The organism is Novosphingobium olei (assembly GCF_012927405.1).
Lineage (GTDB): Bacteria > Pseudomonadota > Alphaproteobacteria > Sphingomonadales > Sphingomonadaceae > Novosphingobium > Novosphingobium olei.
The window spans coordinates 130,058-156,029 of sequence record NZ_JABBGM010000008.1; the positions used below are offsets into that span (position 1 = coordinate 130,058).

Consider the following 25,972-nt stretch of genomic DNA (forward strand, 5'->3'; position numbering starts at 1 on the left):
GCTGCGGCCCTAGAACTCCGACCAGTCGTCCGCGCCGGATGCGGCCGGGGCGAAGCCGCCGTTGGCAACGCGCAGGGGGGCAGCCTCGGCCACGCGCACCGGCGTCGGCTCGTAGGCGGGGGCCGGCATAGCCTTGGCCGATGTGGTCGGGCCGGGGAAGGCGGCAAGGTTCGCGCCTTGCTGGCCAAGGTGGAAGCGCGCGACCTTGTCGAGCAGTTCGGCTGACTGGGTAGCCAGGCTGCGCGCGGCGGCAGTCGATTCCTCGCTCATCGCCGCGTTCTGGTGGGTCATCTTGCCCATCTCGTTGATTGCGGCGTTGACCTGGATCAGGCCGGCCGACTGCGTTTCCGAAGCTTCGGCGATGCGGGTCATCAAGCCGCTGACGCGGTGGATCTGTTCGACAATGCGGGCGAGCGCGCTGCCCGTTTCGGAGACCAGCGAGACGCCGTTGGCCACTTCGCGCGAGGCCTGGCTGATGCGGGTCTTGATCTCGCTCGCCGCTTCCGCCGATCGCTGGGCAAGCGCGCGCACTTCGGTGGCGACGACGGCAAAGCCCTTGCCCGCTTCGCCTGCGCGCGCGGCTTCGACGCCGGCGTTGAGCGCGAGCAGGTTGGTCTGGAACGCAATGCCGTCGATCAGGCCGATGATCTGTTCGATTTCGCGGCTGGTGCCTTCGATCGCGTCCATCGCGGCGATGGCGCGACGCACCACGTCCTCTGACGCGGTTGCTTCGCCGGTTGCGCCGCTGACGGCCTGGTTGGCTTCGCGCGCGGCATTGGCGCTGTCGGACACGGTGCGCGTTACCTCGGCAAGCGCGGCAGCCGATTCCTCAAGGCTGGCGGCCTGTTCCTCGGTGCGAGATGACAGGTCCTGGGATGCGTGGCGGATCTCGCCCGCGCCGCGGTCGACGCCGTGCGAGACCGTGGCGATTTCGGCCATCGTCTGCGACATGGTCGTGACCGCGCCATTGTAATCGGCCTTTAGCGAGGCGAACACGCCGGGCAACTCGGCCTCGATGCGGTGGGAAAGATTGCCACGCGACAGTTCGGACAGGGCTGCGCCGATACTGCGGACGATGAGCTGGGCCTGGTCGTCCTTGGCACGCTCGGCCGCAACGAGCAGGTCTCGCAGGGCGAGCGTCGCGCGCGAAAGATCGCCCACTTCATCGCGCCGGTTGGTGGCGCGGGCAATCACGTCGGTGCGCCCTTCGGCGAGCAGCGAGATCGTTTCGGTCACTTCAACCAGCGGATTTGCGATCTGGCGCGTCAGGAGGACCAACAGCACGCCGGCCACGCCGAAAGCGATGACCGTGACACCGACCACGATCAATCGCACGGTCCATGCCGCGGACGCCGCGTCGGCTGCCAAGTCGGACATCAGCTTGGCCTGCGTGTTCTGCATGCTTGCTGCGGCATCGTTTAGCCGATTGAAATCGGCTTCAGAGGCTTTGAAGCTGTCGAAAGCTTCTTGGTTGCGGTTCTGTGCGGAGAGCGCGATGCGGGCATCCGATTTGACATAGTAGGCATCGCGCAAGGGGATGAACGCTTCGAGCGCAGCCTTCGTCTGCGGCTTGTTCAAGCGCGGTCTCAGCCAGTCGACCTTGGCGTCGATGATCGAGCGCAACGCGCGAATCTTCGCGGCCGCAGCGTTGATTTCGTCCGGCGTGACAGACAGGATATGCCCGGCTTCGGCGCCGCGCATGTCAGAGACTGCTGTGTTGATGTCAGCTGCGGCCTCCAGCTTTTCGCGCCGCGCTACGCCAAGGTCCTGCGTGATACTGGAAAGATAGCCGACCGCAAAGAAGCCGGTCGCGCCAATGATCAGAAGGGTTGCGATAAAGGCGCTGATAGCCAGCATCAGCTTGCGGGAAATGGGCAGGTCGGTCATCGCTACGGTCCGCGTCGTTGAACACGATGCGGCTAACGATGCCGGGTTAGGACTCCGGACGGCGCGCCATCGGGAAAAATACAGTGGCCGCGCGGCGATTGCGTCAGTCTTCGGCCGGCTTGCTGTTCAGCTGGATGTAGTTTTCGATTCCCATGCGAGCGATCATGTCGAACTGCTTTTCGAGCGTGTCGACGTGATCTTCCTCGCTTTCGAGGATGTCCTGCAGCAGATCGCGGGTCACGTAGTCGCGCACGCTTTCGCAATGGGCGATGCCGTCCCTGAGCAGAGGGATCGCGTCCATTTCCAGCGCCAGGTCGGCCTTCAGGATCTCTTCCACGCTTTCGCCCACGCGCAGCCGGCCGAGCGCCTGGAAATTGGGCAGGCCGTCCAGGAACAGGATCCGATCGGCCAGCTTGTCGGCGTGCTTCATCTCGTCGATCGATTCGTGGCGTTCGAATTCGGCGAGTTTCTTGACGCCCCAGTTGTCGAGCAGGCGGTAATGCAGCCAGTACTGGTTGATCGCGGTCAGCTCGTTGAGCAGCGCCTTGTTGAGATATTCGATGACCTTGGCATCGCCCTTCATGGCGCTTCTCCCGGAAAATGGCTGGCAGGACGGGAATGGTGCCCGCACCGGGCCGTGTGGGCAAGCGCCAAGCGAGGCTGCGCCGGGTTAAAAGGTTAAGCCGCCACGCAGGCGCGTTCGTCGGCGATCACGTCCTCTGCATCGTCAAGGCACTGGCGGCACTGCGGCTGGCAGCCGAGCCGGCCGTAAAGCGCCTCTGCATCGCCGCCATGGCAGCGAGCGGTGGCGCGCAGATCCTTTTCGCGGATCGCATTGCAGATGCAGATGAACATCGGGCCCGAATCTCCGAAGCTGACCTACTCCTTGTAATGAGAGGCGTTCGCATTAGCAAGGCTTGTTGCGAATGGTTTGCGAGAAGTTGCCCGGACGGTCGGTACGCGCGCTTGGTTGCAATTGCGGCAGTCGCGCGCTACATCGCCGCCAGCATCAAGAGTTGGGGAAGACGCCCCGACGCCAACCTGCCTTCTCCGGGCAAGGTGGCGCCTCCTCGCACGGAGGGATGTGGCCGGTCCGGCAACCAAGCGGAGCCCAGGCTGCATTTCCGTGCGACGCGCCCGTCAGCGTCCGTCCCTGCCGTTGCAGAGGAAGTTGCCCGTGCCGATCCGCATTGCCGATAGCCTGCCCGCCCGCCGCACGCTCGAAGCCGAGGGCGTGATCGTGATGGGCGAGACCGAGGCCGCGCGGCAGGATATCCGACCGATCCGCATCGCGCTGCTGAACCTGATGCCCGACAAGATCACCACCGAAACGCAGATCGCCCGGGTGCTGGGGGCAACGCCGCTGCAGGTGGAGCTGGAGCTGCTGCGCATCTCCGACCACGTGAGCAAGAACACGTCGGCCGGGCACCTGGCTGAATTCTATCGCCCGTGGTGCGAGGTGAAGGGGGAAAAGTTCGACGGGCTGATCGTGACCGGCGCGCCGGTTGAAACGATGCCGTTCGAGGACGTCACCTACTGGGACGAGCTGCGGCGGATCTTCGACTGGAGCCAGGACAACGTCCACCGCACGCTGTCGGTGTGCTGGGGCGCGATGGCGGCGCTGCACCACTTCCACGGGGTGGAAAAGCACAACCTGTCCGGCAAGGCCTCCGGCGTGTTCCGCCACCACAATCGCGCGCCCGCCAGTCCGTGGATGCGCGGGCTTCCCGACGTGTTCGACGTGCCCGTATCGCGCTGGAGCGAGATGCGCCGGGAGGACCTGCCCGAAGGGCGCGGGCTTCAGGTCCTGGCAGAAAGCGACGAGACCGGGCTGTGCCTGATCGACGATCCGGCGCACAACGCCCTGCACATGTTCAACCATCTGGAATACGATACGCTGACGCTGGCGGGCGAATACGCGCGCGACGAGGGTGGCTATCTGCCGCAGCACTATTTCCCGAGCGACGATCCCAAGGCGCACCCGGTCAACACCTGGCGTGGAAACGGCCACATCCTGTTCGGCAACTGGATCAACGAGACGTATCAGACCACGCCGTTCGAGCTGGGAGATATCGGGAAGAGGTGAGCGCGCGCCGGGTAGCGCTTGCCTTTCTGGCCCGCTTCCCCTAATGGCCCCGCTTCCGCAGCGCGGATTCGAGGACTCGCCTGGCCAACTAGGGCTGCCATGGCGGGTCTGCCGCGCTTTCAGTCAAGGAGACGAAAATGCCCAAGCTCAAGACCAAGAGCGGTGTGAAGAAGCGCTTCAAGATCACCGCATCGGGCAAGGTGAAGCACGGCGTTGCCGGCAAGCGCCACCGCCTGATCAGCCACAACGCCAAGTACATCCGCCAGAACCGCGGCACTGAAGTGATCTCCGACGCCGATGCGAAGGTGATCAAGAAGTGGGCGCCCTACGGGCTGAACTGAGGAGCGCTGACTTATGAGCCGTATCAAGCGTGGTGTTACCACCCGTGCCAAGCACAAGCGGATTCTGGATCAGGCGAAGGGCTATCGCGGCCGTCGCAAGAACACCATCCGCGTCGCCCGTCAGGCCGTCGAAAAGGCCGGCCAGTACGCTTATCGCGACCGCAAGGTTAAGAAGCGCACGTTCCGCGCCCTGTGGATCCAGCGCATCAACGCCGCTGTCCGCGCCGAAGGCCTGACCTATTCGCAGTTCATCCACGGCGTGAAGCTCGCCGGGATCGAACTCGATCGCAAGGCGATGGCCGACCTGGCGATGAACGAAGGTGGCGTGTTCACCGCCGTCATCGCGCAGGCGAAGGCTGCTCTTCCGGCGTAATTGCTGGTCGAAGCCAACCGGATTGGGGCGCCACCTGCAAAGGTTGGCGCCCTTTTTCGTCTGCGCGGCGCGAGGCGGGCGCTCGATCCTCATCTCGGTGTTTCTTTTGAAACCGGATTGGGTCTATGCCGTGTGCCAACAGGGCATGACAGGGGATCGCACAAGTGTCCGGGGGCATTGTTGTCCGGGTTCGGTTTCATCCGCCGCCAGCGGAGCTGCGGCCGTATTTCACCAGCTTCTACCTGACCGAGATCGACGTGCCCGAAGGCGCCAGCGCATTCGACTGGCTCCATCCGGAATGGGCCAACCTGCGCATGTTTCAGGGCAGCTATCCCGATAGCGACATCGGCGGCGGCGCACCGCTGGGCGGGGTGCAGGCGACCTTTACCGGACCCACCAGCACCACGGTGCGCTTTTCCGTCGGCACCACGCGGATCTGGGGGATCGGCTTCCTGCCGCTGGGCTGGGCGCGGTTCGTCGATGCCCCGGCGCACGTCTATGCTGATCGGCTGATGGACCCGCGGAAAGAGCGGATCTTTGCCGCCTTTCGTCCGCTGATCGAGGGCCTGTTCGGGGAAACGGCGGACGAAGCGGGCGAACTTGAAAGGATCGGCGCGCACTTCGCCGCCCGCGTGCCGGTCGAACTGCCGGACGAGGAGCGGATCGTCGCCTGCCATGCCGCGCTGCTCGATCCCGACCTTGCGACCGTGGCCGACTTTGCCGAAGCGGCGCGGCTGCCGGCGCACACGCTGGAGCGTCTTTGCCGGCGGCACTTCGGGTTTCCGCCGCGCCTGCTGCTGCGCCGCCAGCGCTTCATGCGCAGCCTGGCGCAATACATGCTCGACCCCAGCCTGAAATGGATCGGCGCGATCGACGGGCACTACCACGACCAGGCCCAGTTCGTGCGCGACTTCCACCGCTTCATGGGCATGAGCCCGAGCCAGTATGTCGCCGCGCCTCACCCGGTGCTGTCGGGCGTGATGCGCGCGCGGCTCGAGGCGGCGGGCGCTGCGGTGCAGGCGCTGCACCACCCGCTGCTCAAGCATCCGGCAGATAGGTAGGGGCGGGCGGGTAGCGGGGTTGGATTCGCTGCGGTTTGGCGCTAGCGCGCGAGCCACCATGGAACAGCTCGATCAAACTCTCGCCGCGATCGCCGCGGCCGACACGCCCGAAGCGGTGGAAGCGATCCGCGTGGCCGCGCTCGGCAAGCAGGGCTGGGTCTCCGCCCTGCTCAAGACGCTGGGGCAGATGAGCCCGGAAGAGCGGCAGGTGCAGGGGCCGGCCATCCACGCCGCGCGCGAAGGCGTGACCGCGGCGCTGGCCGATCGCAAGGCGGCGCTGGAAAGCGCGGCGCTCGAAGCGCGGCTGGTGGCCGAAACGGTCGATCTGTCGCTGCCCGCGCCCGAGGTGCCGCGGGGTTCGATCCACCCGGTCAGCCAGGTGATGGAAGAACTGGCCGAAATCTTCGCCGACCTGGGCTTTGCCGTGGCGAGCGGGCCGGAGATCGAGGACGACTGGCACAACTTCACCGCGCTCAACATGCCCGAGACGCACCCGGCGCGCGCGATGCACGATACGTTCTACTTCCCCGATACCGACGCCAAGGGCCGGTCGATGCTGCTGCGCACGCACACCAGCCCGGTTCAGATCCGCTCGATGATCGCGCAAGGCGCGCCGATCCGCATCATTGCGCCGGGCCGCGTCTATCGCTCTGATTCGGATGCGACGCACACGCCGATGTTCCACCAGATCGAAGGGCTGGTGATCGACAAGGGCATTCACCTCGGCCACCTCAAGTGGACGCTGGAGACCTTCCTCAAGGCGTTCTTCGAACGCGACGACATCGTGCTGCGTCTGCGTCCCAGCTACTTCCCTTTCACCGAGCCTTCGGTGGAGGTCGACGTCGGCTACACGGTGATCAACGGCAAGCGCGTGGTCGGCGGTGGCGGCGACGTGGAGAACGGCGGCTGGATGGAAGTGCTCGGCAGCGGCATGGTCAACCGCAAGGTGATCGAATTCGGCGGACTCGATCCCGACGAATGGCAGGGCTTTGCCTTCGGCACCGGCGTCGATCGCCTTGCCATGCTGAAATACGGCATGGACGACTTGCGCGCCTTCTTCGATGGCGATGCGCGCTGGCTGTCGCACTATGGTTTCGGGGCGCTGGATGTGCCCACCCTTTCGGGCGGCGTGGGAGTTAGGCCGTGAAGTTCGCACTTTCGTGGCTCAAGACCTTCCTCGACACGGAAGCCGACGCCGATACCATCGCCAAGAAGCTGACCGCGCTCGGACTTGAGATCGAGGGCGTAGAGGATGCCTCGGCCGCGCTCGCCAAGTTCAAGGTGGCGCGCGTGCTGACCGCAGAGAAGCATCCGCAGGCGGACAAGCTGCAGGTGCTGACCGTCGATACCGGGGAAGGCGCTCCGTTGCAGGTGGTGTGCGGTGCGCCCAACGCCCGCGCAGGCCTTGTCGGCGTTCTCGGCGTCCCCGGCGCGGTGGTGCCCGCCAACGGCATGACGTTGAAGGTCGCCGCCGTGCGCGGGGTCGAATCCAACGGCATGATGTGCTCGACCCGCGAACTGGGGCTGGGCGAGGAACACGACGGCATCATCGAGCTGCCTGCCGATGCGCCGGTGGGCACGAGCTTTGCCGACTACCTCGGCAGCGATCCGGTGTTCGACGTGGCGATCACGCCCAACCGCCCCGACTGCATGGGCGTTTACGGCATTGCCCGCGATCTGGCGGCGGCAGGCCTCGGCACGCTGAAGCCGATCGCGACAGGCGGCGTGGCCGGCAGCTATCCCTGCCCGGTGGAGATCCGCACCGACGACCCCGAGGGCTGCCCTGCGTTCTATGGCCGCGTGATCCGTGGCGTGAAGAACGGACCCTCCCCGAAGTGGCTGCAGGATGCGCTGAAGGGCGCGGGCCAGCGGCCGATTTCGGCGCTGGTCGATGCGACCAACTACGTCATGCTGGGCTATGGCCGCCCGGCCCATGCCTATGACCTGGCCAAGCTGACCGGCGCGGTCGTGGCACGCCGCGCGGTGGACGGCGAAGGCGTGACCGCGCTCAACGGCAAGCACTACATCCTCGATGCCGGCATGACCGTGATCGCCGACGATGCCGGCGTGCACGACATCGCCGGGATCATGGGCGGTGAGCATTCGGGCTGCAGCGACGCGACGACCGACGTGCTGCTTGAGGTGGCCTACTTCAATCCGCAGCGCATCGCCCGCACCGGACAGGCGCTCGCGCTGTCCTCGGACGCGCGCACCCGCTTCGAGCGTGGCGTCGATCCGGGGTTTCTCGATACCGGGCTCGACCTGCTGACGAAGCTGATCGTGGAGATCTGCGGCGGCGAAGCCAGCGAAGTGGTGCGCGCGGGCACGCCGCCTTCGGGCCAGAAGACCGTCGCCTACGATCCGGCGCTTGTCGGCAAGCTCGGCGGTGTCGACGTGTCGGGCGGGCGGCAGCAGGACATTCTGGCAGCGCTGGGCTTCGGCGTGGTCGATACGGGTGATCACTGGGCCGTGTCGGTGCCGAGCTGGCGTCCGGACGTCGACGGCGCGCCCGACATCGTCGAGGAAGTGATCCGCGTTCATGGCCTCGATGCCGTGCCGTCCGTTGCCTTGCCGCGCGCGGATGGCGTGGCCAAGCCGACCGCGACGCCTGCGCAGACGCTGGAGCGGCGCGTGCGCCGGGCAGCGGCAGCGCGGGGGCTGAATGAAGCCGTGACTTGGTCGTTTCTGCCCGAGAGCGAGGCCGCACACTTCGCCGATGGAAACGGGGGCGTGTGGACGCTCGCCAATCCGATCTCGGAAGACCTGAAGGCCATGCGTCCGTCGCTGCTGCCGGGCCTGCTCGGTGCGGCCAAGCGCAACCTCGATCGCGGCGCCACCTCGGTGCGCGTGTTCGAGGTCGGCCGCCGCTACCTGCGCGGTGAAGGCGGGGCCAGCGACGAAAAGTTGAGCCTTGCCGTCGTGCTCGCTGGTGAGCGTACACCGCGCGGTTGGGCAACCGGCAAGGCCCGCGCGTTTGACGCGTTCGACGCCAAGGCCGAGGCGCTGGCCCTGCTCGGCGAGGCGGGCGCGCCGGTCGAAAACCTGCAGGTCATGGGTGAGGCGGGGCCGCAGTTCCATCCCGGCCAGTCGGCCACCCTGCGGCTTGGCCCCAAGCAGGTGCTGGCGCGCTTCGGCATGATCCACCCCAGCACGGCCAAGGCCTTCGACATCGACGGGCCGGTGGCTCTGGTCGAACTGTTCCTCGATCGCATCCCGGCGAAGAAGGCACAGAGCGGCTTTGCCCGCGCGCCCTTCACGCCACCCGCGCTGCAGGCGGTGACGCGCGACTTTGCCTTCCTGCTGCCGCTGGGCGTGCCGGCGGGCGATCTGCTGCGCAGCGTGCGCGGAGCGGACAAGGCCAACATCGTGGCCGCGCGCGTGTTCGACGATTTCCGGGGCGCTGGCGTGCCCGAGGGCCACAAGAGCGTGGCCGTGGAAGTTACGCTGCAACCGGTCGAGAAGAGCTACGACGAAGCCGCGCTGAAGGCGATCGCCGACAGGATTGTCGCAGCGGCGGCCAAGCAGGGTGCCACCCTGCGCGGATGAGCCTGTGCGACGAGGGCTTCAGTAGTCCTCGTCGTCGCTGGTGCTGCTGCCGTGGTCGTCCATCGGCTTGCCGAAGGTCGGATCGGGCTCGCCGGCCCGTTCGCGGCGGCGCGCGTTCCAGTCATCGCCCGAGGCATAGCCGGAGCGGGCGTTCGTCTCCGCCTCGCGCCGCGCCCGCTGCGCTTCGGACGCCTGTTCCATCGCCTGCTGCTGCAGCTTGGGCAGGGTGGCGAAGGCCGCCTTGATCATCGCGCTGTTGATCGCGTCATATCGGAACTTGCGGTCGGCCATCGTCGATGCGACCTGCTCTTCGCCGACTGCGCGATAGAGATCGGCAATAGCCTCGTTTTCGGCGAGGCCCTGTTCCACCTTGTCGTGGCGACGCCCGGCAGGTGGCAGGACTTCGGTGCTGATGCGGCTGCCGTCTGCCTCGGGGGCGATGTTGGCGGCAAGGCGCAGCATCTCGGTGTCGTTCGCATCGGTCACCGCCCAGACAACCTGGCTGTTGGACGCCGCCACCAGCCGTGTACCGGTGGCCTCGGCGCCGAACATCATCAGCGGCAGATCGCGCTTGACCAGCATCTGGTGCGCCTGCGCGGGCGTGACAGGGTAGTGCGTGCCCTTGCTGCATCCGGCGAGCGCCAGAGTTGCGAGCGCAAGCAGTCCCAGCTTTCGCGCCATCATCATGGTTGCCCTCCGCGCTGTTGCGATGCAACACGCAGAAGGGCGGGCAAGTCGGCATCGCCACGCATCGGCTCGGTCCCCCCGGTTGAAGCCGTGTGGAAGGATACCGGCGGCCGCCGAAGAAAACGTTAAGGACAGCGCATGATCTCGATGGACGAAGACGACGACCTGGTGCGCATTGCCAGTCCCGATCTGAAGGTCGCGATCAATCCGCTGGGCGCCGAACTCTGGTCGCTGCGCGATGCTGCGGGCACCGAATACATGACCGATGCCGATCCGGCATTCTGGACCGGCCATGCGCCGCTGCTGTTTCCCATCGTCGGTGCGCTGGCCGGTGACACACTGCGCGTCGATGGCCGGGAATACATGCTGCCCAAGCACGGCTTTGCCCGTCGCAGCCAGTTCGCCGCCCTTGAGACCGGGCCAGCCAACGCGCGCTTTCGTCTGACCGATTCGCCGGATACCCGCGCCGTGTTCCCGTTCGGCTTCGTGCTCGAACTCGCCTTCTCGGTCGAAGACTTCACGCTGGTGGTCGAAGCGAGCGTGTTCAATCCCAACGACCGCCCGCTGCCCTTCAGCTTCGGCTTCCATCCCGCCTTCGCGTGGCCGCTTCCCGGCGGGGCGGACAAGGCCGCGCACAGGATCGTGTTCGAACGCGACGAACCGCAGGACGTGCGCCGCATCACCAAGGGCACCGGCCTGCTGCTGCCCCAAGGCGAGGCGACGCCGGTGAAGGGCCGCGAACTTGCGCTGCGTTCGGCCCTGTTCGAGGCTGACGCGCTGATCTGGACCGACCTTGCCAGCCGCAAGCTGTCCTATGGCGCGGATGGCGGAGCGTGGATCGACCTTGCCTTTCCCGACAGCCCGATGTTCGGCGCATGGCAGGTACCCGGCGCGCGCTACATCTGCTTGGAGCCCTGGACTGGCGTGGCCGATCCGGTGGGCTTCGACGGTGATTTTTCCGACAAGCCGGGCGTTGTCACCCTGCCGCCGGGCGAAACGGCGCGGTTCCGGCTGGCGATCACGGTGCGGCCCGCATGAAGCGGATGGCGGTGATGATCGCGCTGATCGGCGCGCTGGTGGTCCTTGCGCTGACCGTGGGCGAGCGCGAGCGCAAGGCGGAAATGCGCCACGTCCTGTTCGCCAACTCGGCGCTTGCGGCGGGCGGCTTGCGTGCGTGCCTAAGTCAGGGATTGACCGCGAAGGACATGGAAGTTGTCGTCACCTCGCGCGGGTCAGGCTCGCACCTGGAGCTTTCCAGTCGGGGCGGACGCCTGCCTGACAAGACCGAGGCCGAAGCGCTGCGGCTGTGTCTTTCCGCGCGTTGAACCCATGTCGGCACGAGGCCGATGCGTGACAGCGGCGCGCCCCTTCGCTAGGGGGCGCTCCCATGTCCAATCGCCGCACCTTCGCCATCATTTCGCACCCTGACGCGGGCAAGACCACGCTGACCGAAAAGCTGCTGCTGCAAGGCGGCGCGATCCACCTTGCGGGTGAGGTGAAGGCGCGCGGGCAAGCGCGGCGCGCGCGGTCCGACTGGATGAAGATCGAACAGCAGCGCGGCATCTCGGTCACCTCGTCGGTGATGACCTTCCAGAAGGACGGCGTGGTGTTCAACCTGCTCGACACGCCGGGCCACGAAGACTTCTCCGAAGACACCTACCGCACGCTCACCGCCGTCGATTCCGCGATCATGGTGATCGACGCGGCCAAGGGCATCGAGCCGCAGACCCGCAAGCTGTTCGAGGTTTGCCGCATGCGCTCGGTGCCGATCATCACTTTCGTCAACAAGGTCGACCGCGAAGGGCGCAGCGTGTTCGAGACGCTGGACGAAGTGGCCGATGCGCTGGCGCTCGACGTTGTGCCGATGTCCTGGCCGATCGGCATGGGCGGCATCTTCGAAGGCGTGCTCGACTTCGCCACCGACACGATCGCACGCCCCGAAGGCGACAGCCGCGAGTTCCTGGGCAAGCGCGACGCCAAGGGCGAGGGCGCGCCGATCCCGGCCGAGGTGGCCGAAGAGATCGAGCTGGCGCAGGCCGGCTATCCGGAATTCGATCTTGAAGCCTATCGCCATGGCGACCTGACCCCGGTCTATTTCGGCTCCGCGCTCAAGAACTTCGGCGTGGCCGAACTGATCGACGCCATCGCCCGCTTCGCTCCGCCGCCGCGCCCGCAAACGTCGGAACAAGGCACCGTCCTGCCGGAACGGAGCGACGTGACCGGGTTCATCTTCAAGGTGCAGGCCAACATGGACCCGCAGCACCGCGACCGCATCGCGTTCATGCGCATGGTTTCGGGCACGTTCAAGCGCGGCATGAAGCTGACGCCTTCGGGCCTGGGCAAGCCGATCGCGGTTCATTCGCCGATCCTGTTCTTCGCGCAGGACCGCGAGATTGCCGATACGGCGGAAGCCGGCGACATCATCGGCATTCCCAACCACGGCACGCTGCGGGTGGGCGATACGCTGTCGGAAAAGAATGACGTCCGCTTCACCGGTCTGCCCAACTTCGCCCCCGAAATCTTGCGCCGCGTGGCGCTCAAGGACCCGACCAAGACCAAGCAGCTGCGCAAGGCGCTCGACGACCTTTCGGAAGAGGGCGTCATCCAGGTGTTCTATCCCGAGATTGGCAGCCAGTGGATCGTCGGCGTGGTCGGCCAGCTGCAGCTGGACGTGCTGATCAGCCGGCTGGAAGCCGAATACAAGGTGGAAGCTGTACTTGAAGCCTCGCCCTTCGACACCGCGCGCTGGATCAAGGGCAGCGACGCCGCCTTGAAGGGCTTTGCCGATTTCAACCTGTCGAACCTTGCCAAGGACCGCGATGGCGATCCGGTGTTCATGGCGCGATCGGCTTGGGACGTCAGCTACCAGCAGGAGCGCAATCCCGAGTTGACCTTTTCTGCCACCAAGGAAAGGTAGTCCTGCGGGGGTTGCGCAAGGGGGCATCGCGTTGCAGGTAGCGGGCATGAACCTGCTCGGCCCGACTTCGAACACCTTCATCTCGCAACGCCTGCGGCTGCACTATGTCGACTGGGGCAACACCGACAAGCCGCCGCTGCTGCTGGTGCACGGCGGCCGCGACCATTGCCGCAGCTGGGACTGGACGGCCGAGGCGCTGCGCGAGGACTGGCACGTCATCGCCATGGACCACCGTGGCCATGGCGACAGCGAATGGACTTCGGACGGCAACTACCGGACGATGGACCTGGTCTACGACGTGGCCCAGCTGATCCATCAGCTCGATCTGGCGCCGGTGACGATCGTGTCGCATTCGTGGGGTGCCAACACATCGTTGCGCTATGCCGGGCTGTTTCCCGAAAACGTGCGCAAGCTCGTCGCCATCGAAGGCATCTTCCCGACGCCCGAGCGCGAGGCGATGATGAAGAACGTGCCGTTCGCACGGCGCGTGCGCGAATTCATCGGCGAAAAGCGCAAGGCCGCCGGCCGCCTGCCGCGCCGTTATCCCAGCCTTGAAGACGCCTATGCGCGCATGAAGAGCGAGAACCCGTACCTGACCGACGTTCAGGCGCGGCACCTCACGCTCCATGGTATCAACCGCAACGAGGACGGCACCTTCAGCTGGAAGTTCGACCCGCACCTGAACGTCGACGCCGCGCCCTACGATATCAGCCCTGAACAGCTCCATGGGCTGTGGAACGCGATCACCTGTCCCACGCTGCTGCTCAACGGTGCGGATTCGACCGCTGGCAATCCCGAACGCGATGGCCGCATCCAGCACTTCCGCAATGCCGAAGTGGTCGAATTCGAAAACGCCGGGCACTGGCTGCACCACGACCAGTTCGAACGCTTCATCGCGACGCTGAAGGACTTCCTCTGAAGACGCACCCGCCGGGGAGCCTGACGGGGAACCGGCCGCTCGGCGCAGGAATTGTCACCCGGTGCGCCTGACTTTCGCCAGCTACAACATCCACAAGGGGGTGGGCCTCGATCGCAGGCGCGATCCTGACCGTATCCTTGCCGTGCTGCGCGAAATCGATGCCGACGTGATCGCCCTGCAAGAGGCCGATCGTCGGTTCGGGGCGCGCGAAAGCGTGATCCCGCGCGCCAGCCTCGACGATCACAGCCCGTGGGTGCCGGTTGCCCCCGGGATGCGGCCGCTCAGCCTTGGCTGGCATGGCAACGTGCTGCTGGTGCGGCGCGGGATCGAGGTGCGCGATGTCTGCGCCGTCGCATTACCTACGCTCGAGCCGCGGGGTGCGGTCTGCGCCGAACTCGCCGTCGATGGGCGGCCGTTCCGCGTCGTCGGCATGCATCTCGACCTGTCGGGCCTGCGCCGCCGCCAGCAGGTGCGCGCGGTCTGCGATCATCTCAAGGCCCGTGACGGTGTTCTGCCCGCCGTGCTGATGGGCGATTTCAACGAATGGACGCAGCGCGGCGGAGCGCTGGCGGCGTTCGATTCCGGCCTCGCGGTACTCGCGCCGGGGCGCAGCTTTCCGGCCCGGCGGCCGCTCGCCCAGCTCGATCGGATCGTGGTGAGCAAGGATTGGGGGGTGGAAGCGGCAGGGGTGCATCACAGCCCGCAGGCTGCGATCGCGTCCGACCACTTGCCGGTGTTTGCGCGCCTCTCGCTGTGAGCGACCAGTCCACTGCCCAAATTTGCGGCAGGGAGTGTTGCCCAAAAATTAGGCAGCCACGTTGCGCTGCACAAGAATCGGGCGCGCATTAACCCAATTTGGTTGGGTTTGTTCCTGCCTACGTATGTTTTCTAGGCATTTTTCGGTTTGGCATGCCCTTTGCTTTAACTTTCTAGCCGGCGGGACGCCCGGCGGGAAGGCCGCGAAAGGGGGCATGAATGAAGTTCATCATCGCCATCATCAAGCCGTTCAAGCTGGACGAGGTGCGTGAAGCGCTGTCCGGGCTGGGCGTTGCCGGGATGACGGTGTCGGAAGTGAAGGGTTTTGGCCGTCAGAAGGGCCAGACCGAGATCTACCGCGGCGCCGAATATTCGACCAACATGCTGCCCAAGGTGAAGATCGAGATCGCCGCGAGCGATGCGCTCGCGCCGCAGATCATCGAAACCATCCAACAGACCGCAAGCACCGAAGCCATCGGCGATGGCAAGATCTTCGTGCTCGACCTGGCCTCCGCCACGCGCATCCGCACGGGCGAGATCGGCGACACGGCTCTCTGACTTCCGACATGAGGGGTAACCAAATGATCCGCAAGATGATCAGTGGCGTAGCGGGGCTGGGGCTGACGCTCGGCGCCGCGTCCGCCGCGTTTGCACAGGCCGGGCCGATCAAGGCGCCGACCGCCGAACAGATGGCCACCATGGTCAACAAGGGCGACACCACCTGGATGTTGCTCTCCTCCACGCTCGTCCTGCTGATGAGCATCCCGGCGCTGGCGTTGTTCTACGGCGGTCTCGTCCGCACCAAGAACATGCTCTCGGTGCTGATGCAGGTCTTCATGATCGTGTCGGTTGCGGCCCTCGTCTGGGTCAGCTGGGGCTACTCGATCGCCTTCACCGGCGGTTCGCCGTACTTCGGCGGCCTGTCGAAGGCGTTCCTGGCCGGCGTTTCGGCCTCGACGTATGCGGCCACGTTCTCGAACAACGTCTACATTCCCGAATATGCCTACGTCATCTTCCAGATGACCTTCGCCTGCATCACGCCGGCGCTGATCGTGGGTGCCTTCGCGGAACGCGTGAAGTTCACCCCGCTGATGATCTTCACCGTGCTGTGGCTGACGCTGGTCTATTTCCCGATGGCGCACATGGTGTGGTACTTCGCGGGTCCGGACTTCCTGTCGGACAACACCGCCGATGCCGGCCTGCTCTATGGCTGGGGCGCGCTGGACTTCGCCGGCGGCACCGTCGTCCACATCAACGCCGGTATCGCCGGCCTGGTCGGCTGCCTCATCATCGGTCCGCGCCTTGGCCACGGCAAGGAAGCCACGCCGCCGCACTCGCTGACCATGACCATGATCGGCGCCTCGCTGCTGTGGGTGGGCTGGTTCGGCTTCAACGCCGGTTCCAACCTCGAAGCCAACGGCCTCGCCGCGCTCGCCTTCATCAACACTTTCGTCGCCACCGCCGCCGCGGCCGTCTCCTGGTCGATCGTCGAGCAGATCAAGCACGGCAAGCCGTCCATGCTCGGCGCTGCCTCGGGTGCCGTCGCCGGCCTCGTCGCGATCACTCCGGCTTCGGGCTTTGCAGCTCCGATGACCTCGATCGTCCTCGGCCTCGTCGTCTCGCCGATCTGCTTCATCTTCGTCTCGACCGTGAAGAACGCGCTCAAGTACGACGATACGCTCGACGTGTTCGGCGTGCACTGCATCGGCGGCATCGTTGGTGCGATCGGCACCGCGATCGTCGCGGACCCGTCGCTCGGCGGCCAGGGCTGGGTGGACTACACCGTGTTCCCCGCCAAGGCCGGCACCTACGACATGCTCGGACAGCTCAAGACCCAAATCGAAGCGGTTGTCCTGACCCTCGTCCTCTCGGGTGGCGTCTCCGCGATCCTCTTCTTCGTCCTCGACAAGACCATCGGTCTGCGTCCGACCGAGGAAGCCGAGCGCGAAGGCCTCGACATCACCGAGCATGGCGAACGCGCCTACAATTACTGAGTTTCTACCAGCTTGGCGGGGCCGGGGGAGCTGATCCTCTCCCTCTCTTCCCCCGGCACCGCCAGACGATGTTCCTCCTGCGAACAGACTGAAGGCCGGAAGCGCTAGCCCGCTTCCGGCCCTTTTTTGTTGCACGATGGCCAGCGGGGGTCACACTCGCGGCATGAGATTCGACGCAAGCTTCCGCCTCGGCATGCTGGCCACGCTCGCCCTGCTCATCGCGCCCGCCCATGCCCTGGCGCGCAAGGAGAAGGGCAAGGACGAGGCCAAGCCTGGCCCCGTGGTAGCCGAGGCCCTGCCGGTCGAAATGACGGGTTCCTACCGCCTCGATGCTGGGCCGGAGATCCGCGGCTCTCTGGTCATCACCGCCGATCACCGCTTCGAATATCACCTCGTCGCGGGCGCCCTGGCAGAGGATGCGTCCGGATCGTGGCAGTTCATCGGCACGCGCACCTGCTTAACCACCGAACCTGCGCCGGTCGCACCCGAATGGCGCGCGGTGCCGGTGACCAAGGGACCGACGGTGCGCGTCACCTGGCCCAGCGGCGCCGGGATCGCCGGGATCGGCGTGCGGGTCGGCTTCGGCGATGGCGATGCCGCTGATGCCGGCGATCTGGCCGGAGGCTACACGCTCGAGGATGGCTGGGTACTGCCGTTGGGGGAAAAGCGCACGCCGCGCTGGGTCGAACTGATCGAACCCGTCCACAACCTTGCCAGCCCACGCTTCCCCTTCGGTGCCAGCGGGCGGCTGGCGGTGACCCTGGTGCCCAATGACATGGACAAGGCGCGCTTCGACAAGACTTGCGCCGATCTGGTCGGCACCGCGCTGGTGCTGCGCCGCGCGGAAGGCGAGATGAAATTCTATCGCGAGACGCGCTGAAAGGGGCTGTTTCCTTGATCGCGCAAGGTCGCTAAGGCCCGCTCCCGTGATGGCAGACGTTTCCGACAATTCCGCAGCCCCGATGTCCCCAGTGGGCGAAGTGGCCGATGCCCCGCGCCCCAAGGAATGGATCCTGGGCATCCATGCCTATGTGCCGGGCAAGTCGGCGGGCAAGGACGGCCGGCCGCTGATCAAGCTTTCGGCCAACGAAAACCCGCTAGGCACCAGCGCGCAGGCGCTGGCCGCGCGCACCGCCCCGCTTGCGCCCTCGCTCTATCCCGATCCTGACAGCAAGGACCTGCGCAAGGCGCTGGGCGATTTGCACGGGATTGCGCCCGAACGCATCGTCATGGGCACCGGATCGGACGAACTGCTTAACCTTGCAGCGCAAGCCTATGCCGGCGTTGGCGACGAAGTGCTCTACGTGCGCTTCGGTTTCTCGGTCTACGACATCGCTGCGCGGCGCTGCGGGGCCACGCCTGTCATCGCGCCCGATCGCGACTATGGCACTGATGTGGATGCGCTGCTTGCCAGCGTGACCGAACGGACGCGGGTGGTGTTCCTGGCCAATCCCAACAACCCCACCGGCAGCTACATCGGCCGCAGCGAAATCACGCGGCTGCACGCCGGGCTGCGCCCGGACATCCTGCTGGTGCTCGACCAGGCCTATGCCGAATATGTGGCGCCCGAAGACGCAGACGGCGCGCTCGAGCTTGCCGCGTCGAGCGCCAACGTGCTGGTCACGCGCACGTTTTCGAAGATCTACGGCCTTGCCGGCGAACGCATCGGCTGGGGCACCGGCGCGCCGGCGATCGTCGACATGCTCAACCGCATCCGGGGCCCGTTCAACGTCTCGCTCACCGCGCAGGCGGCCGGCATCGCGGCGGTGGCGGACCAGGACTTCGTCGAGGCGAGCCGGCTGCACAACCTGCGCGAGCGGACGCGCTTCGTCGCCGCGCTCGAGGCACTCGGCAACCACGGGCTTCGTCCGCTGCCGAGCGAGGCCAACTTCGTGCTGATCGAGTTTTCCGGCAAGCTGACCGCCGAAGCCGCCTACGACGGGTTGATGGAGCACGGCTACATCACGCGCTGGCTTCCGGGGCAGGGGCTGCCGCAGTGCCTGCGCATCACCATCGGCACGCCCGAACAGATGGACGATATCGCCACCGCGCTGCGCACCATGGCAGAGGCCGCACAGTGAGCGCCGCCCCTTTCCGCCACGTCGCGGTGATCGGCCTGGGCTTGCTCGGCGGTTCCGTGTTGCGGGCGGTGCAGCAGTACCTGCCCGATTCGGTGACCACCGGTTACGACGCCGATGCGGGCGTGCGCGCCCGCGCGCGCGAAATCGCGCTCGCCGGAACGGTTGCCGATAGCGCTTCCGAGGCCGTGACGGGTGCCGATCTGGTCGTGCTGTGCGTGCCGGTCGGCGCGATGGGCGCGGCGGCCAAGGCGATGGCGTCAGGGCTTTCACCGCAAACGCTGGTCACCGACGTCGGGTCGAGCAAGGCCAGCGTGATGGCGCAGCTGGGCGAGGCGTTGCCGGGCCATCCGGTGATCCCCTCCCACCCCGTCGCCGGTACCGAGCAGAGCGGGCCGGACGCAGGGTTCGCTACGCTGTTCCGCAACCGCTGGTGCATCGTCACCCCGCCCGAGGACGCCGATGCCGCGCAGGTCGCGGCGCTCAATGCCTTCTGGGAAGCGCTGGGCGCACGCGTGGAAACGATGGACCCCGAACACCACGATCGCGTGCTGGCCGTCACCAGCCACCTGCCGCACCTGATCGCCTATACTATCGTCGGCACCGCCTCGGACCTTGAGGAAGTGACCCAAAGCGAGGTCATCAAGTATTCGGCCGGCGGCTTCCGCGACTTCACCCGCATCGCCGCGTCCGATCCGACGATGTGGCGCGACGTGTTCCTCTCGAACCGCGAGGCGGTGCTGGAAATGCTCCAGCGCTTTACCGAGGACCTGACCGAGCTGCAGAAGGCGATCCGCAAGCGCGATGGTGATGCGCTGTTCGATCACTTTGCCCGCACCCGCGCGATCCGGCGAGGGATCATCGAAATGGGCCAGGACGATGCGCGGCCCGACTTCGGCCGCAGCGATCACAACGGCAGCGGTTGAAGGCCTAACCTTATCTGGCTCTAGATCACCAGAAACAGCACGGCGACGGCGGTCATCACCGCCGTCGACAGCCACCCGCCGAACGCCAGCCCGCGCGATACCACCAAGTTGCCCATGATCCGTCGGTTGCTGGCGATCAGCATCGTCACCACCATCAGCGGCGGGGCGAGCAGGCCGTTGACCACGGCAGACCAGTAAAGCGCCCTCATCGGGTTGATGTCGGAAAAGTTCATCGCGATCCCGGCGCAGGTTGCCAGCGCAATCACCGCATAGAACGCCTTGGCCTCGCGCGGCGCGCGGTTCAGCCCTTCGCGCCAGCCGAACATCTCTGCGATGGCATAGGCGACCGAGCCAGCCAGAATCGGCACGGCAAGCAGGCCAGTGCTGATGATGCCGATGGCGAAAAGCGCGAACGCAAGCTCGCCTGCCAGCGGCCGCAGCGCCGTTGCCGCTTCGACCGAACTGCTGATCTGGGTCACCCCGGCGACATGCAGCGTGGCGGCAGTGGCGATGACGATCACGATCGCGGTCAGGTTCGAGAAGGTCATGCCGATCAGCGTATCGGTGCGGATGCGCCGCAACTCCTTGCCGGCGCTGCGCGGACTGACCATCAGCGGCTTGGTGTGGCGGCGATGCTGCTCCTCCACTTCCTGCGCGGATTGCCAGAAGAACAGGTAGGGGCTGATCGTCGTGCCGAGCACGGCGACGAGCGCCATGACGTGATCGCTGTCGAAGGCGAAGCCGGGCACCAGCGTGCCCTTGATCGCGGCGGGCCAGTCGACCTGCGCCAGTACGACCACCGCGAAGTATGAGAACAGCGACAGCGTCGCCCACTTGAGCACGTTGGCGTAGCGTTCGTAAGAAACGAAGATCTCGAGCAGGATGCTGATCAACCCGAAGGCGATCGTCGCCGGCAGGACCGGGCCGGGCACAATCAGCGCAAAGGCCGCACCCATCGCGCCCAGGTCCGCGCCCAGGTTTATCACGTTGGCTACCAGCAGCAGCAGCACGACGATGCGCAGCAGGCTGCGTGGATAGTGCTCTTTGAGGTTCTGCGCGATACCGAGCCCGGTGCTGGCGCCGATGCGCGCGCAGATTTCCTGGATCGCGGCCATCAGCGGCAGGCTGAACAGCAGTGCCCAGGTAAGGTTGTAGCCGAACTGCGCGCCTACCTGGCTGTACGTGCCGATGCCGGACGGATCGTCGTCCGCCGCGCCGGTGACAAGGCCGGGGCCCAGCACTTCGAGCGCCCCGCGATGGTCGTCCCCGTCTGAAGAATACTGCTCCTGCCGGGGCGCTTCGCCGGTCATGGGACGGGATTCAGCGCGTTGATCGCGGCATGGACGCGGGCTTCGACTTCCTCGCGCGGGAGGCCAGGTGGGATCTCCTCGCCGAAGCGGTAATGGGCGATGCCCGCACGCTTCCAGCGCCGATGGTAAAGCGGGCCGGTATCGACTGCGACCGGAATCACCGGCAGGCCGAGCAGCTTGTAGATTCCGGCAAAGCCCGATTGCAGCGGCGCCTGCGTGCCGTGCGGCACACGCGTGCCTTCGGGAAAGATCACCAGCGGGCGGCCGTCGGCGGTCAGGCGGCGCGCTTCGGAAATCATCGTGCGCAAAGCGCGCGCGCCGGCATCGCGTTCCACAGAGATCAGGCCATAGCGTCGCCCGGTGCGGCCCCACAGCGGAATGCGCATCAGCTCGGCCTTGGCGAAGACCACTGGCAGATCGAACTGGCAGGGCAAATCGATCGCCTCGAAAAAGGCCTCGTGCTTGATCGCGTAGAGCACCTGTCCGCGGGGGGCATAGCCCGAAACCTCAAGCCGGATGCCCACCAGCGCGCGCGCGCACCAGCGATGGAACCCGGCCCAGGCGCGCACCACGCGCCGGAACCCCGGCATCGAGAACGGCACGCACAGCCCGCAGGCGAACACGAACAGCGCCGTTCCCGGATAGAACACGGCGTAGAACGCAAGGCTGCGCAGCACTTCGGAGAGCCGTGCTCCGCGTGAACCGTCGGTGGATGCCATTTCTGCCAGCGCCTACCAGCCCGCCGCCCACGCGATCAGGCGCGCGATCAACTTGTTGTATTCCATAAACAGGATCTTGAAGCTGGGACGCGACCGGACCGCGTCCTCCACGATCACCAGATCCTTCGGGCCGGCGATGCGCAAGTCGAAGGCGGCGCGGCGCATATGCCAATCGGTGGTGACGAGGCGGACCGAGGAGATGTGGCGCGCCGCTATCCAGCGTGCGGCTTCCTGTGCGTTCGACCGGGTGTCGACGCTTTCGTAGCCAAGCGTGACGCAGCAGGCGAACAAGCGCGGGGGCACGTCGTATTCGGCGGCGAATTCGCGCGGGCGCACTTCGGTATCGACGCCGGAGATCAGCAGCTTGTCCGCCTGATGCCGACGCAGGATATCGAACGCGCGGGGAATGCGGCCGCCGCTGCCCGTCAGCACCACGATGCCATCGGTGCGCACGTCGCCCGCCGGCTGCGGCAGGAACAGCGCGAACCACAGGAAGCCGAGCGTCCAGACCAGCAGAACGCTCGCCAGCAGACGACGGAAAAGGCCGGGTGGCTTGCGCATCGCCGATGATCCTACAGCATCTCGCGCAGGGCGGCGAGCACTGTCAGCCGCGCGGTGACGACGGCGAGCGCGATGCCGGCGAGCGGGATGATGCCTAGCGCCAGCCAGTCGATCCAGCCGAGCATCGCTCCGCTGGCCAGCCCGGAGCCGAGTGGTGCGAAGGCGCGGCCCAGCGCCAGCATCGCCGCCGTGCCGAACAGGAAGCCAGCGAGGCCGCCCACCGCCGCATCGACCGCCATGCCGCGCTGGAACACCCGCGCGATCTGCCGGTCCGTGCCGCCGAGCATGTGGACGATCTCGATCGTGGCGCGATGGCTGCCCAGCGCATTGCGCGATGCCAGCAGCACCGCCGCAACCGTGGCGAGCGCGAGCAGCGCGATCAGGCCGCCTGCCAGCCATTGCAGCGCCCCGATGGCCCGAAACACGGGCGTGAGCCAGGCGGATTGCGCGTCCACCCGCGCAGCGGGCGCGACTGGCTTGATACGCGCGCGCAGGGCGGCGAGGCGTTCGGGCGTTGCCGTGCCATCAAGCCGCAGGTCGATCAGCGCGGGGATGGGCAGCGCTTCTACGTCGTCTCCCGGGCGCGTGCCGAGCCAGGGCTCCATCAGGTCCTCGAGCCGGGCCTGCGCCACGCGATCTGCCGACGCGAGGCCCGGCATGCCTTTCAGCGCGGCAAGCGCGGCATCGGCTTGGCGATTGCGTTCGGCGGGGGCGGCCGAAACGATCTGGATGGTGACCCCGCCCTCCAGATCGGCGCTGGCGGCGCGCGCGGCGTTGCGCAGGGCAAGGCCGCTGCCGGCGGCAACCACGGTCAGCGCGATCATGATCGCGATCACCCACGGCATCGGGCCGGAAAGGGCGCCCTGTGGCAGAAGCCGGGCATCGCCGCGTCGCGTCGCGCCGGCTAGGGGAAGGGGCCAGGAGTTCATGCCAGCCCGTCGCTGTCCATCTCGCCCAGCCGGGGAGCGCCCGGTCCCCGCGCGTCGGCAAAGCCGATCCCGCCGCTTTCACGCCGCGGGGGATAGCGCAAGGCGCCGGTCGGATCGGCCAGCCGTCCCTTGTCAAGCCGCATCAGCAGGCTGCCATCGACCTTGCCCAGCAGGTGCAGGTCGTGGGTGGCGACGACAACGGTAGTGCCAAGCCGGTTGAGGCTTTCGAACAGGCGCATCAGCTTGAGCGCCATGTCCGGATCGACGTTGCCGGTCGGTTCGTCGGCCACAAGGATGTCGGGCCGGGCGATCACCGCCCGGGCGATGGCAACGCGTTGCTGCTCCCCGCCCGAAAGCGTGGCGGGGCGGGCATGCTGGCGATCGCCCAGGCCCACCCAGTCGAGCATTTCGGTCACCGGCCTGATGATCTCGCGCTCGCTCACCCCGGCAACGCGCAAGGGCAAGGCCACGTTGTCGAAGGCCGAAAGATGGGGGACGAGGCGGAAGTCCTGGAACACAACGCCGATGCGGCGGCGAAAGCCTGGCAGGCGTTCGCGCGGCAGGGTGATGGCATCGGTACCGAACATGCGGATCAGCCCGCGCGACGGGCGCTGGGCCAGGTACAGCAGCTTGAGCAGGCTGGTCTTGCCCGCGCCGCTGGCGCCGGTGAGGAAATAGAAGCAGCCGGGATAGAGCGTGAAGGAAACGTCGGTCAGCACTTCACGCTCGGCGCCGTAACGCAGCCCGACGTTGTCGAACTGGACGATTTCGGCGTCGGTCGTGGTCATGTTGTTGCGGCGGATCCCGTGACGATGCTGCGCCGGTCTGCCCGGCATTGTGCACTTTGTGTCGTTTCCAGCGCTATAGGCGTCAATCCATGTGGAAAAAAGGCCGGGGACGCAATTTGCAGCACGCGCGGCTATTGTTTCCCTTGTGCCGGGCATGCTTAGACCTTGGTTCATGATTATCGCCTGTCCCGCCTGTTCGACGCGCTATGTCGTTCCCGACAGTGCGATCGGTGCAGAAGGTCGCACCGTCCGCTGCGCCAAGTGCCGCCACAGCTGGTTCCAGCAGGGGCCGGAGCTTCCTGAACGGGCGCCCGCCGCCGCGCCGGTGGTGGCTGCCGAACCGGTCGCAGCGCCAGTGCCGCAGCCTTCTGCCGCAGCCGCTCCGCAGGCCGCTCCGGCGCCCGCAGCTCCGCCGCCGCCCGCTGCCCCGGCCCCGGTTTCTCCACCCCCCGTTGCTGCAGTCGAGGATGCCGCACCCGCCGCGCCCAGCGTGCCGCGCCGCTATGGCTTCAGCGACGAAGGCGCGGATGATTTCCAGTCCGCCCCGTCGAGCTTCGATCACGAACCGCCGTTCCGCCCGCGCCGAAACCCCGCGAAGTTGTGGACAGCCGCAGCGGTCGCCTTCGCGCTGCTCGTGGCAGCGCTGATCGGCGCGGTCGCCTGGTTCGGCCTGCCCGACTGGCTTCCGGTGGCGCGGCCCACGTTCGGGCCCAATCAGGCTGACCTGCAGCTGTCCTTCCCGGCCGAGCGCCAGGACCGTCGCACCCTGCCCAACGGCACCGAATACTTCGGCGCCAGCGGCACGGTGACCAATGTCGGCAAGGATGTGCGCGATCTTCCGCCTATCCTGATCGTACTGCGCGATGCCAGCGACAAGGTCGTCTACACCTGGGACGTCAACCCGCCCAAGGCGAGCCTGAAGCCGGGAGAGAGCGTGACGATCAACGAGGCGGTAACCGACGTGCCGAAGTCCGCCAAGGTGGCCGAAATCGGCTGGAAACCGGAGTAGCACCGCGTCCGGAAGGGGGCCCGCCTGCGCGGCTATGAAAAAATCGTGCGATGGTTGTTGCGCCCCCCAAAGTCCTTTGCTAGGGGCGCCCTCCTACCCCGACGGGACGCCGATTTTCGAGCCAGCTCGAAGCCTTCGCGCCCGGGACGATATGCGGTCGTGGCGGAATTGGTAGACGCGCAACGTTGAGGTCGTTGTGGGCGAAAGCCCGTGGAAGTTCGAGTCTTCTCGACCGCACCAGTCAGTGTTAAGTTCTTCAGAGGAAACGAAAATTCTCTCTGAGGGGACTGGCGGAGGGATTTCCTCAAAGTCACCCAATGGCGTCCGTTAATCGTCAGGTCGCGGAATGCGCTCGTACTCGCGTGAACATTATCCGCGTGGATAATTTAGTGACGAAACTTGTGGCGATTTTGTACTTTTTCTCGAGTCTTCTCGAAAGCACCAGACAGTCAGCATGAGACACTGATCTTCGCCTTCGGGCACCTTTAGGTGTAATGGCGCGCAGAACCGCGACTGTCGTGGGATATGCGCTGGCGGCGTGCGGGCAGAGAATACAGATCTTGCCTCTAGAAGGCCGCCGAATCTGTCCCGATTCTCCGCTCGCGCTTTCCTGACTGCAGGTCGATTTTCGGGCGGAGCAGAGCGCTAGTGCTCCAGCCCGAACACGCGCTCCTGTTCGCTCCAGTCGAGCGGCAGATCGGTACCCAGCAGGTTCTTCTTGGTCATGCCCTTCGGCTGCGTTCCAGCGACAGCAAGCTCGACCAGGCGAGGACTGAGCCAGGAAAGGCGCAGCAGTTTTGCCAGCCGTGTTCGGCAGCAGGTTTCCCGAGCCGCAATCTGGTTGAGCGACTGCCCGGGCGAGGCGAGTATCATGCGCCGTGCCTCGAAGGCATCGGAGAGCAGCTGGATCAACTGCTGGTCGGGCTGGTGCGAATCGTCGCCTGGCGCATTGACGCGCAGCTTGCGGATTCCGAAATGATACCGCCCGCCATTCCGAGGAATTCCCGCCCGGGATTCCGACCTGATCCCGCCCCCCCATTCCGATTAATTCCCGCCCACCTTCCCGGTGGTGTCGAGGCTGATCG

The 25,972-nt window shown here is 66.3% G+C and carries 27 protein-coding genes, 1 tRNA gene and 1 riboswitch; of the genes, 18 read left to right on the forward strand and 10 right to left on the reverse strand.

The annotated features are described in order from the left end of the window. Nucleotides 1-9 precede the first annotated feature (9 nt). The 3 genes from HHL27_RS16475 to HHL27_RS16485 form a co-directional block, all read right to left on the reverse strand. On the reverse strand, nucleotides 10-1,887 hold the full coding sequence (locus HHL27_RS16475; protein WP_169494481.1) for a methyl-accepting chemotaxis protein: 1,878 nt from the start codon (nucleotides 1,885-1,887) through the stop codon (nucleotides 10-12). A gap of 103 nt (nucleotides 1,888-1,990) precedes the next feature. After that, a complete protein-coding gene (bfr, locus tag HHL27_RS16480) occupies nucleotides 1,991-2,470 on the reverse strand; it encodes a bacterioferritin (RefSeq protein ID WP_169494482.1) in 480 nt (159 codons plus the stop codon). A 95-nt stretch (nucleotides 2,471-2,565) separates the two neighbouring features. After that, nucleotides 2,566-2,742: a (2Fe-2S)-binding protein gene (locus HHL27_RS16485; protein WP_169494483.1), complete on the reverse strand. Its 177-nt coding sequence runs from the start codon at nucleotides 2,740-2,742 to the stop codon at nucleotides 2,566-2,568. Nucleotides 2,743-2,888: 146 nt separating this feature from the next. After that, a riboswitch (SAM-I-IV-variant riboswitch) is annotated at nucleotides 2,889-3,001 on the forward strand. Between the two features lie 63 nt (nucleotides 3,002-3,064). On the opposite strand from HHL27_RS16485, the gene HHL27_RS16490 reads away from it, so the two are divergent. From HHL27_RS16490 to pheT, 6 genes are all read left to right on the forward strand, one after another. Continuing rightward, complete coding sequence (locus HHL27_RS16490) at nucleotides 3,065-3,973, forward strand: homoserine O-acetyltransferase/O-succinyltransferase family protein (protein WP_169494484.1); 909 nt, start codon at nucleotides 3,065-3,067, stop codon at nucleotides 3,971-3,973. Nucleotides 3,974-4,110: 137 nt separating this feature from the next. Continuing rightward, nucleotides 4,111-4,314 (forward strand): 50S ribosomal protein L35, encoded by a 204-nt coding sequence (gene rpmI / locus HHL27_RS16495; protein WP_124810521.1) that lies wholly within the window; start codon nucleotides 4,111-4,113, stop codon nucleotides 4,312-4,314. A 13-nt stretch (nucleotides 4,315-4,327) separates the two neighbouring features. Beyond that, the gene (gene rplT / locus HHL27_RS16500) at nucleotides 4,328-4,687 is read left to right on the forward strand and encodes a 50S ribosomal protein L20 (protein WP_169494485.1); all 360 of its coding nucleotides are present in this window, start codon (nucleotides 4,328-4,330) and stop codon (nucleotides 4,685-4,687) included. A gap of 164 nt (nucleotides 4,688-4,851) precedes the next feature. Then, nucleotides 4,852-5,748 (forward strand): helix-turn-helix domain-containing protein, encoded by an 897-nt coding sequence (locus HHL27_RS16505; RefSeq protein ID WP_338114927.1) that lies wholly within the window; start codon nucleotides 4,852-4,854, stop codon nucleotides 5,746-5,748. 58 nt (nucleotides 5,749-5,806) lie between these two features. Then, on the forward strand, nucleotides 5,807-6,895 hold the full coding sequence (pheS, locus tag HHL27_RS16510) for a phenylalanine--tRNA ligase subunit alpha (protein ID WP_169494486.1): 1,089 nt from the start codon (nucleotides 5,807-5,809) through the stop codon (nucleotides 6,893-6,895). Next, the gene (pheT, locus tag HHL27_RS16515; RefSeq protein WP_169494487.1) at nucleotides 6,892-9,294 is read left to right on the forward strand and encodes a phenylalanine--tRNA ligase subunit beta; all 2,403 of its coding nucleotides are present in this window, start codon (nucleotides 6,892-6,894) and stop codon (nucleotides 9,292-9,294) included. The genes pheS and pheT overlap by 4 nt, the downstream gene beginning before the upstream one ends. Nucleotides 9,295-9,312: 18 nt before the next feature. Here the strand turns inward: pheT and HHL27_RS16520 are convergent, their stop codons facing one another. Beyond that, nucleotides 9,313-9,981: a hypothetical protein gene (locus HHL27_RS16520; protein ID WP_169494488.1), complete on the reverse strand. Its 669-nt coding sequence runs from the start codon at nucleotides 9,979-9,981 to the stop codon at nucleotides 9,313-9,315. Between the two features lie 138 nt (nucleotides 9,982-10,119). Between HHL27_RS16520 and HHL27_RS16525 the strand changes: the two genes are divergently transcribed. The 10 genes from HHL27_RS16525 to HHL27_RS16570 all read left to right on the forward strand — a co-directional run bounded on the left by HHL27_RS16525 (nucleotide 10,120) and on the right by HHL27_RS16570 (nucleotide 19,571). Then, nucleotides 10,120-11,019 carry an aldose 1-epimerase family protein gene (locus tag HHL27_RS16525; protein WP_420874074.1) on the forward strand — a complete coding sequence of 300 codons (900 nt, stop codon included), beginning with the start codon at nucleotides 10,120-10,122 and terminating at the stop codon, nucleotides 11,017-11,019. After that, nucleotides 11,016-11,306, forward strand: a complete 291-nt coding sequence (locus HHL27_RS16530) for a hypothetical protein (RefSeq protein ID WP_169494489.1) — start codon at nucleotides 11,016-11,018, stop codon at nucleotides 11,304-11,306. The genes HHL27_RS16525 and HHL27_RS16530 overlap by 4 nt, the downstream gene beginning before the upstream one ends. Nucleotides 11,307-11,368: 62 nt before the next feature. Next, entirely contained in the window at nucleotides 11,369-12,898 is a 1,530-nt protein-coding gene (locus tag HHL27_RS16535; protein WP_169494490.1) for a peptide chain release factor 3, read from the forward strand. Between the two features lie 46 nt (nucleotides 12,899-12,944). Next, the gene (locus HHL27_RS16540; RefSeq protein ID WP_169494491.1) at nucleotides 12,945-13,817 is read left to right on the forward strand and encodes an alpha/beta fold hydrolase; all 873 of its coding nucleotides are present in this window, start codon (nucleotides 12,945-12,947) and stop codon (nucleotides 13,815-13,817) included. Nucleotides 13,818-13,878: 61 nt separating this feature from the next. Further along, nucleotides 13,879-14,574: an endonuclease/exonuclease/phosphatase family protein gene (locus HHL27_RS16545; protein WP_169494492.1), complete on the forward strand. Its 696-nt coding sequence runs from the start codon at nucleotides 13,879-13,881 to the stop codon at nucleotides 14,572-14,574. 218 nt (nucleotides 14,575-14,792) lie between these two features. Then, nucleotides 14,793-15,131: a P-II family nitrogen regulator gene (locus HHL27_RS16550; RefSeq protein ID WP_169494493.1), complete on the forward strand. Its 339-nt coding sequence runs from the start codon at nucleotides 14,793-14,795 to the stop codon at nucleotides 15,129-15,131. A gap of 23 nt (nucleotides 15,132-15,154) precedes the next feature. Beyond that, nucleotides 15,155-16,567 carry an ammonium transporter gene (locus HHL27_RS16555; protein WP_169494494.1) on the forward strand — a complete coding sequence of 471 codons (1,413 nt, stop codon included), beginning with the start codon at nucleotides 15,155-15,157 and terminating at the stop codon, nucleotides 16,565-16,567. Nucleotides 16,568-16,730: 163 nt separating this feature from the next. After that, complete coding sequence (locus HHL27_RS16560; protein WP_169494495.1) at nucleotides 16,731-17,447, forward strand: hypothetical protein; 717 nt, start codon at nucleotides 16,731-16,733, stop codon at nucleotides 17,445-17,447. An 82-nt stretch (nucleotides 17,448-17,529) separates the two neighbouring features. Continuing rightward, complete coding sequence (gene hisC, locus HHL27_RS16565; RefSeq protein ID WP_169494511.1) at nucleotides 17,530-18,648, forward strand: histidinol-phosphate transaminase; 1,119 nt, start codon at nucleotides 17,530-17,532, stop codon at nucleotides 18,646-18,648. Beyond that, nucleotides 18,645-19,571, forward strand: a complete 927-nt coding sequence (locus HHL27_RS16570; protein WP_169494496.1) for a prephenate/arogenate dehydrogenase family protein — start codon at nucleotides 18,645-18,647, stop codon at nucleotides 19,569-19,571. Before hisC ends, HHL27_RS16570 begins: the two co-directional genes overlap by 4 nt. 20 nt (nucleotides 19,572-19,591) lie before the next feature. Here the strand turns inward: HHL27_RS16570 and HHL27_RS16575 are convergent, their stop codons facing one another. From HHL27_RS16575 to ftsE, 5 genes are read right to left on the reverse strand one after another with little or no spacing between them, the layout of a single operon-like run. After that, complete coding sequence (locus HHL27_RS16575; protein ID WP_169494497.1) at nucleotides 19,592-20,881, reverse strand: Nramp family divalent metal transporter; 1,290 nt, start codon at nucleotides 20,879-20,881, stop codon at nucleotides 19,592-19,594. Next, entirely contained in the window at nucleotides 20,878-21,600 is a 723-nt protein-coding gene (locus HHL27_RS16580; RefSeq protein WP_169494498.1) for a lysophospholipid acyltransferase family protein, read from the reverse strand. Before HHL27_RS16580 ends, HHL27_RS16575 begins: the two co-directional genes overlap by 4 nt. Nucleotides 21,601-21,612: 12 nt before the next feature. Continuing rightward, nucleotides 21,613-22,161: a YdcF family protein gene (locus HHL27_RS16585; protein WP_169494499.1), complete on the reverse strand. Its 549-nt coding sequence runs from the start codon at nucleotides 22,159-22,161 to the stop codon at nucleotides 21,613-21,615. Between the two features lie 11 nt (nucleotides 22,162-22,172). Then, nucleotides 22,173-23,090: a cell division protein FtsX gene (locus HHL27_RS16590; RefSeq protein ID WP_169494500.1), complete on the reverse strand. Its 918-nt coding sequence runs from the start codon at nucleotides 23,088-23,090 to the stop codon at nucleotides 22,173-22,175. Then, nucleotides 23,087-23,878 carry a cell division ATP-binding protein FtsE gene (gene ftsE, locus HHL27_RS16595; RefSeq protein ID WP_169494501.1) on the reverse strand — a complete coding sequence of 264 codons (792 nt, stop codon included), beginning with the start codon at nucleotides 23,876-23,878 and terminating at the stop codon, nucleotides 23,087-23,089. Before ftsE ends, HHL27_RS16590 begins: the two co-directional genes overlap by 4 nt. 172 nt (nucleotides 23,879-24,050) lie before the next feature. Between ftsE and HHL27_RS16600 the strand changes: the two genes are divergently transcribed. Continuing rightward, nucleotides 24,051-24,887: a zinc-ribbon domain-containing protein gene (locus tag HHL27_RS16600; RefSeq protein WP_169494502.1), complete on the forward strand. Its 837-nt coding sequence runs from the start codon at nucleotides 24,051-24,053 to the stop codon at nucleotides 24,885-24,887. Between the two features lie 153 nt (nucleotides 24,888-25,040). Beyond that, nucleotides 25,041-25,127, forward strand: a tRNA-Leu gene (locus HHL27_RS16605). A gap of 405 nt (nucleotides 25,128-25,532) precedes the next feature. On the opposite strand, the gene HHL27_RS16610 is transcribed toward HHL27_RS16605, so the two are convergent. Beyond that, entirely contained in the window at nucleotides 25,533-25,799 is a 267-nt protein-coding gene (locus HHL27_RS16610) for a hypothetical protein (protein ID WP_169494503.1), read from the reverse strand. Nucleotides 25,800-25,972: the final 173 nt, after the last annotated feature.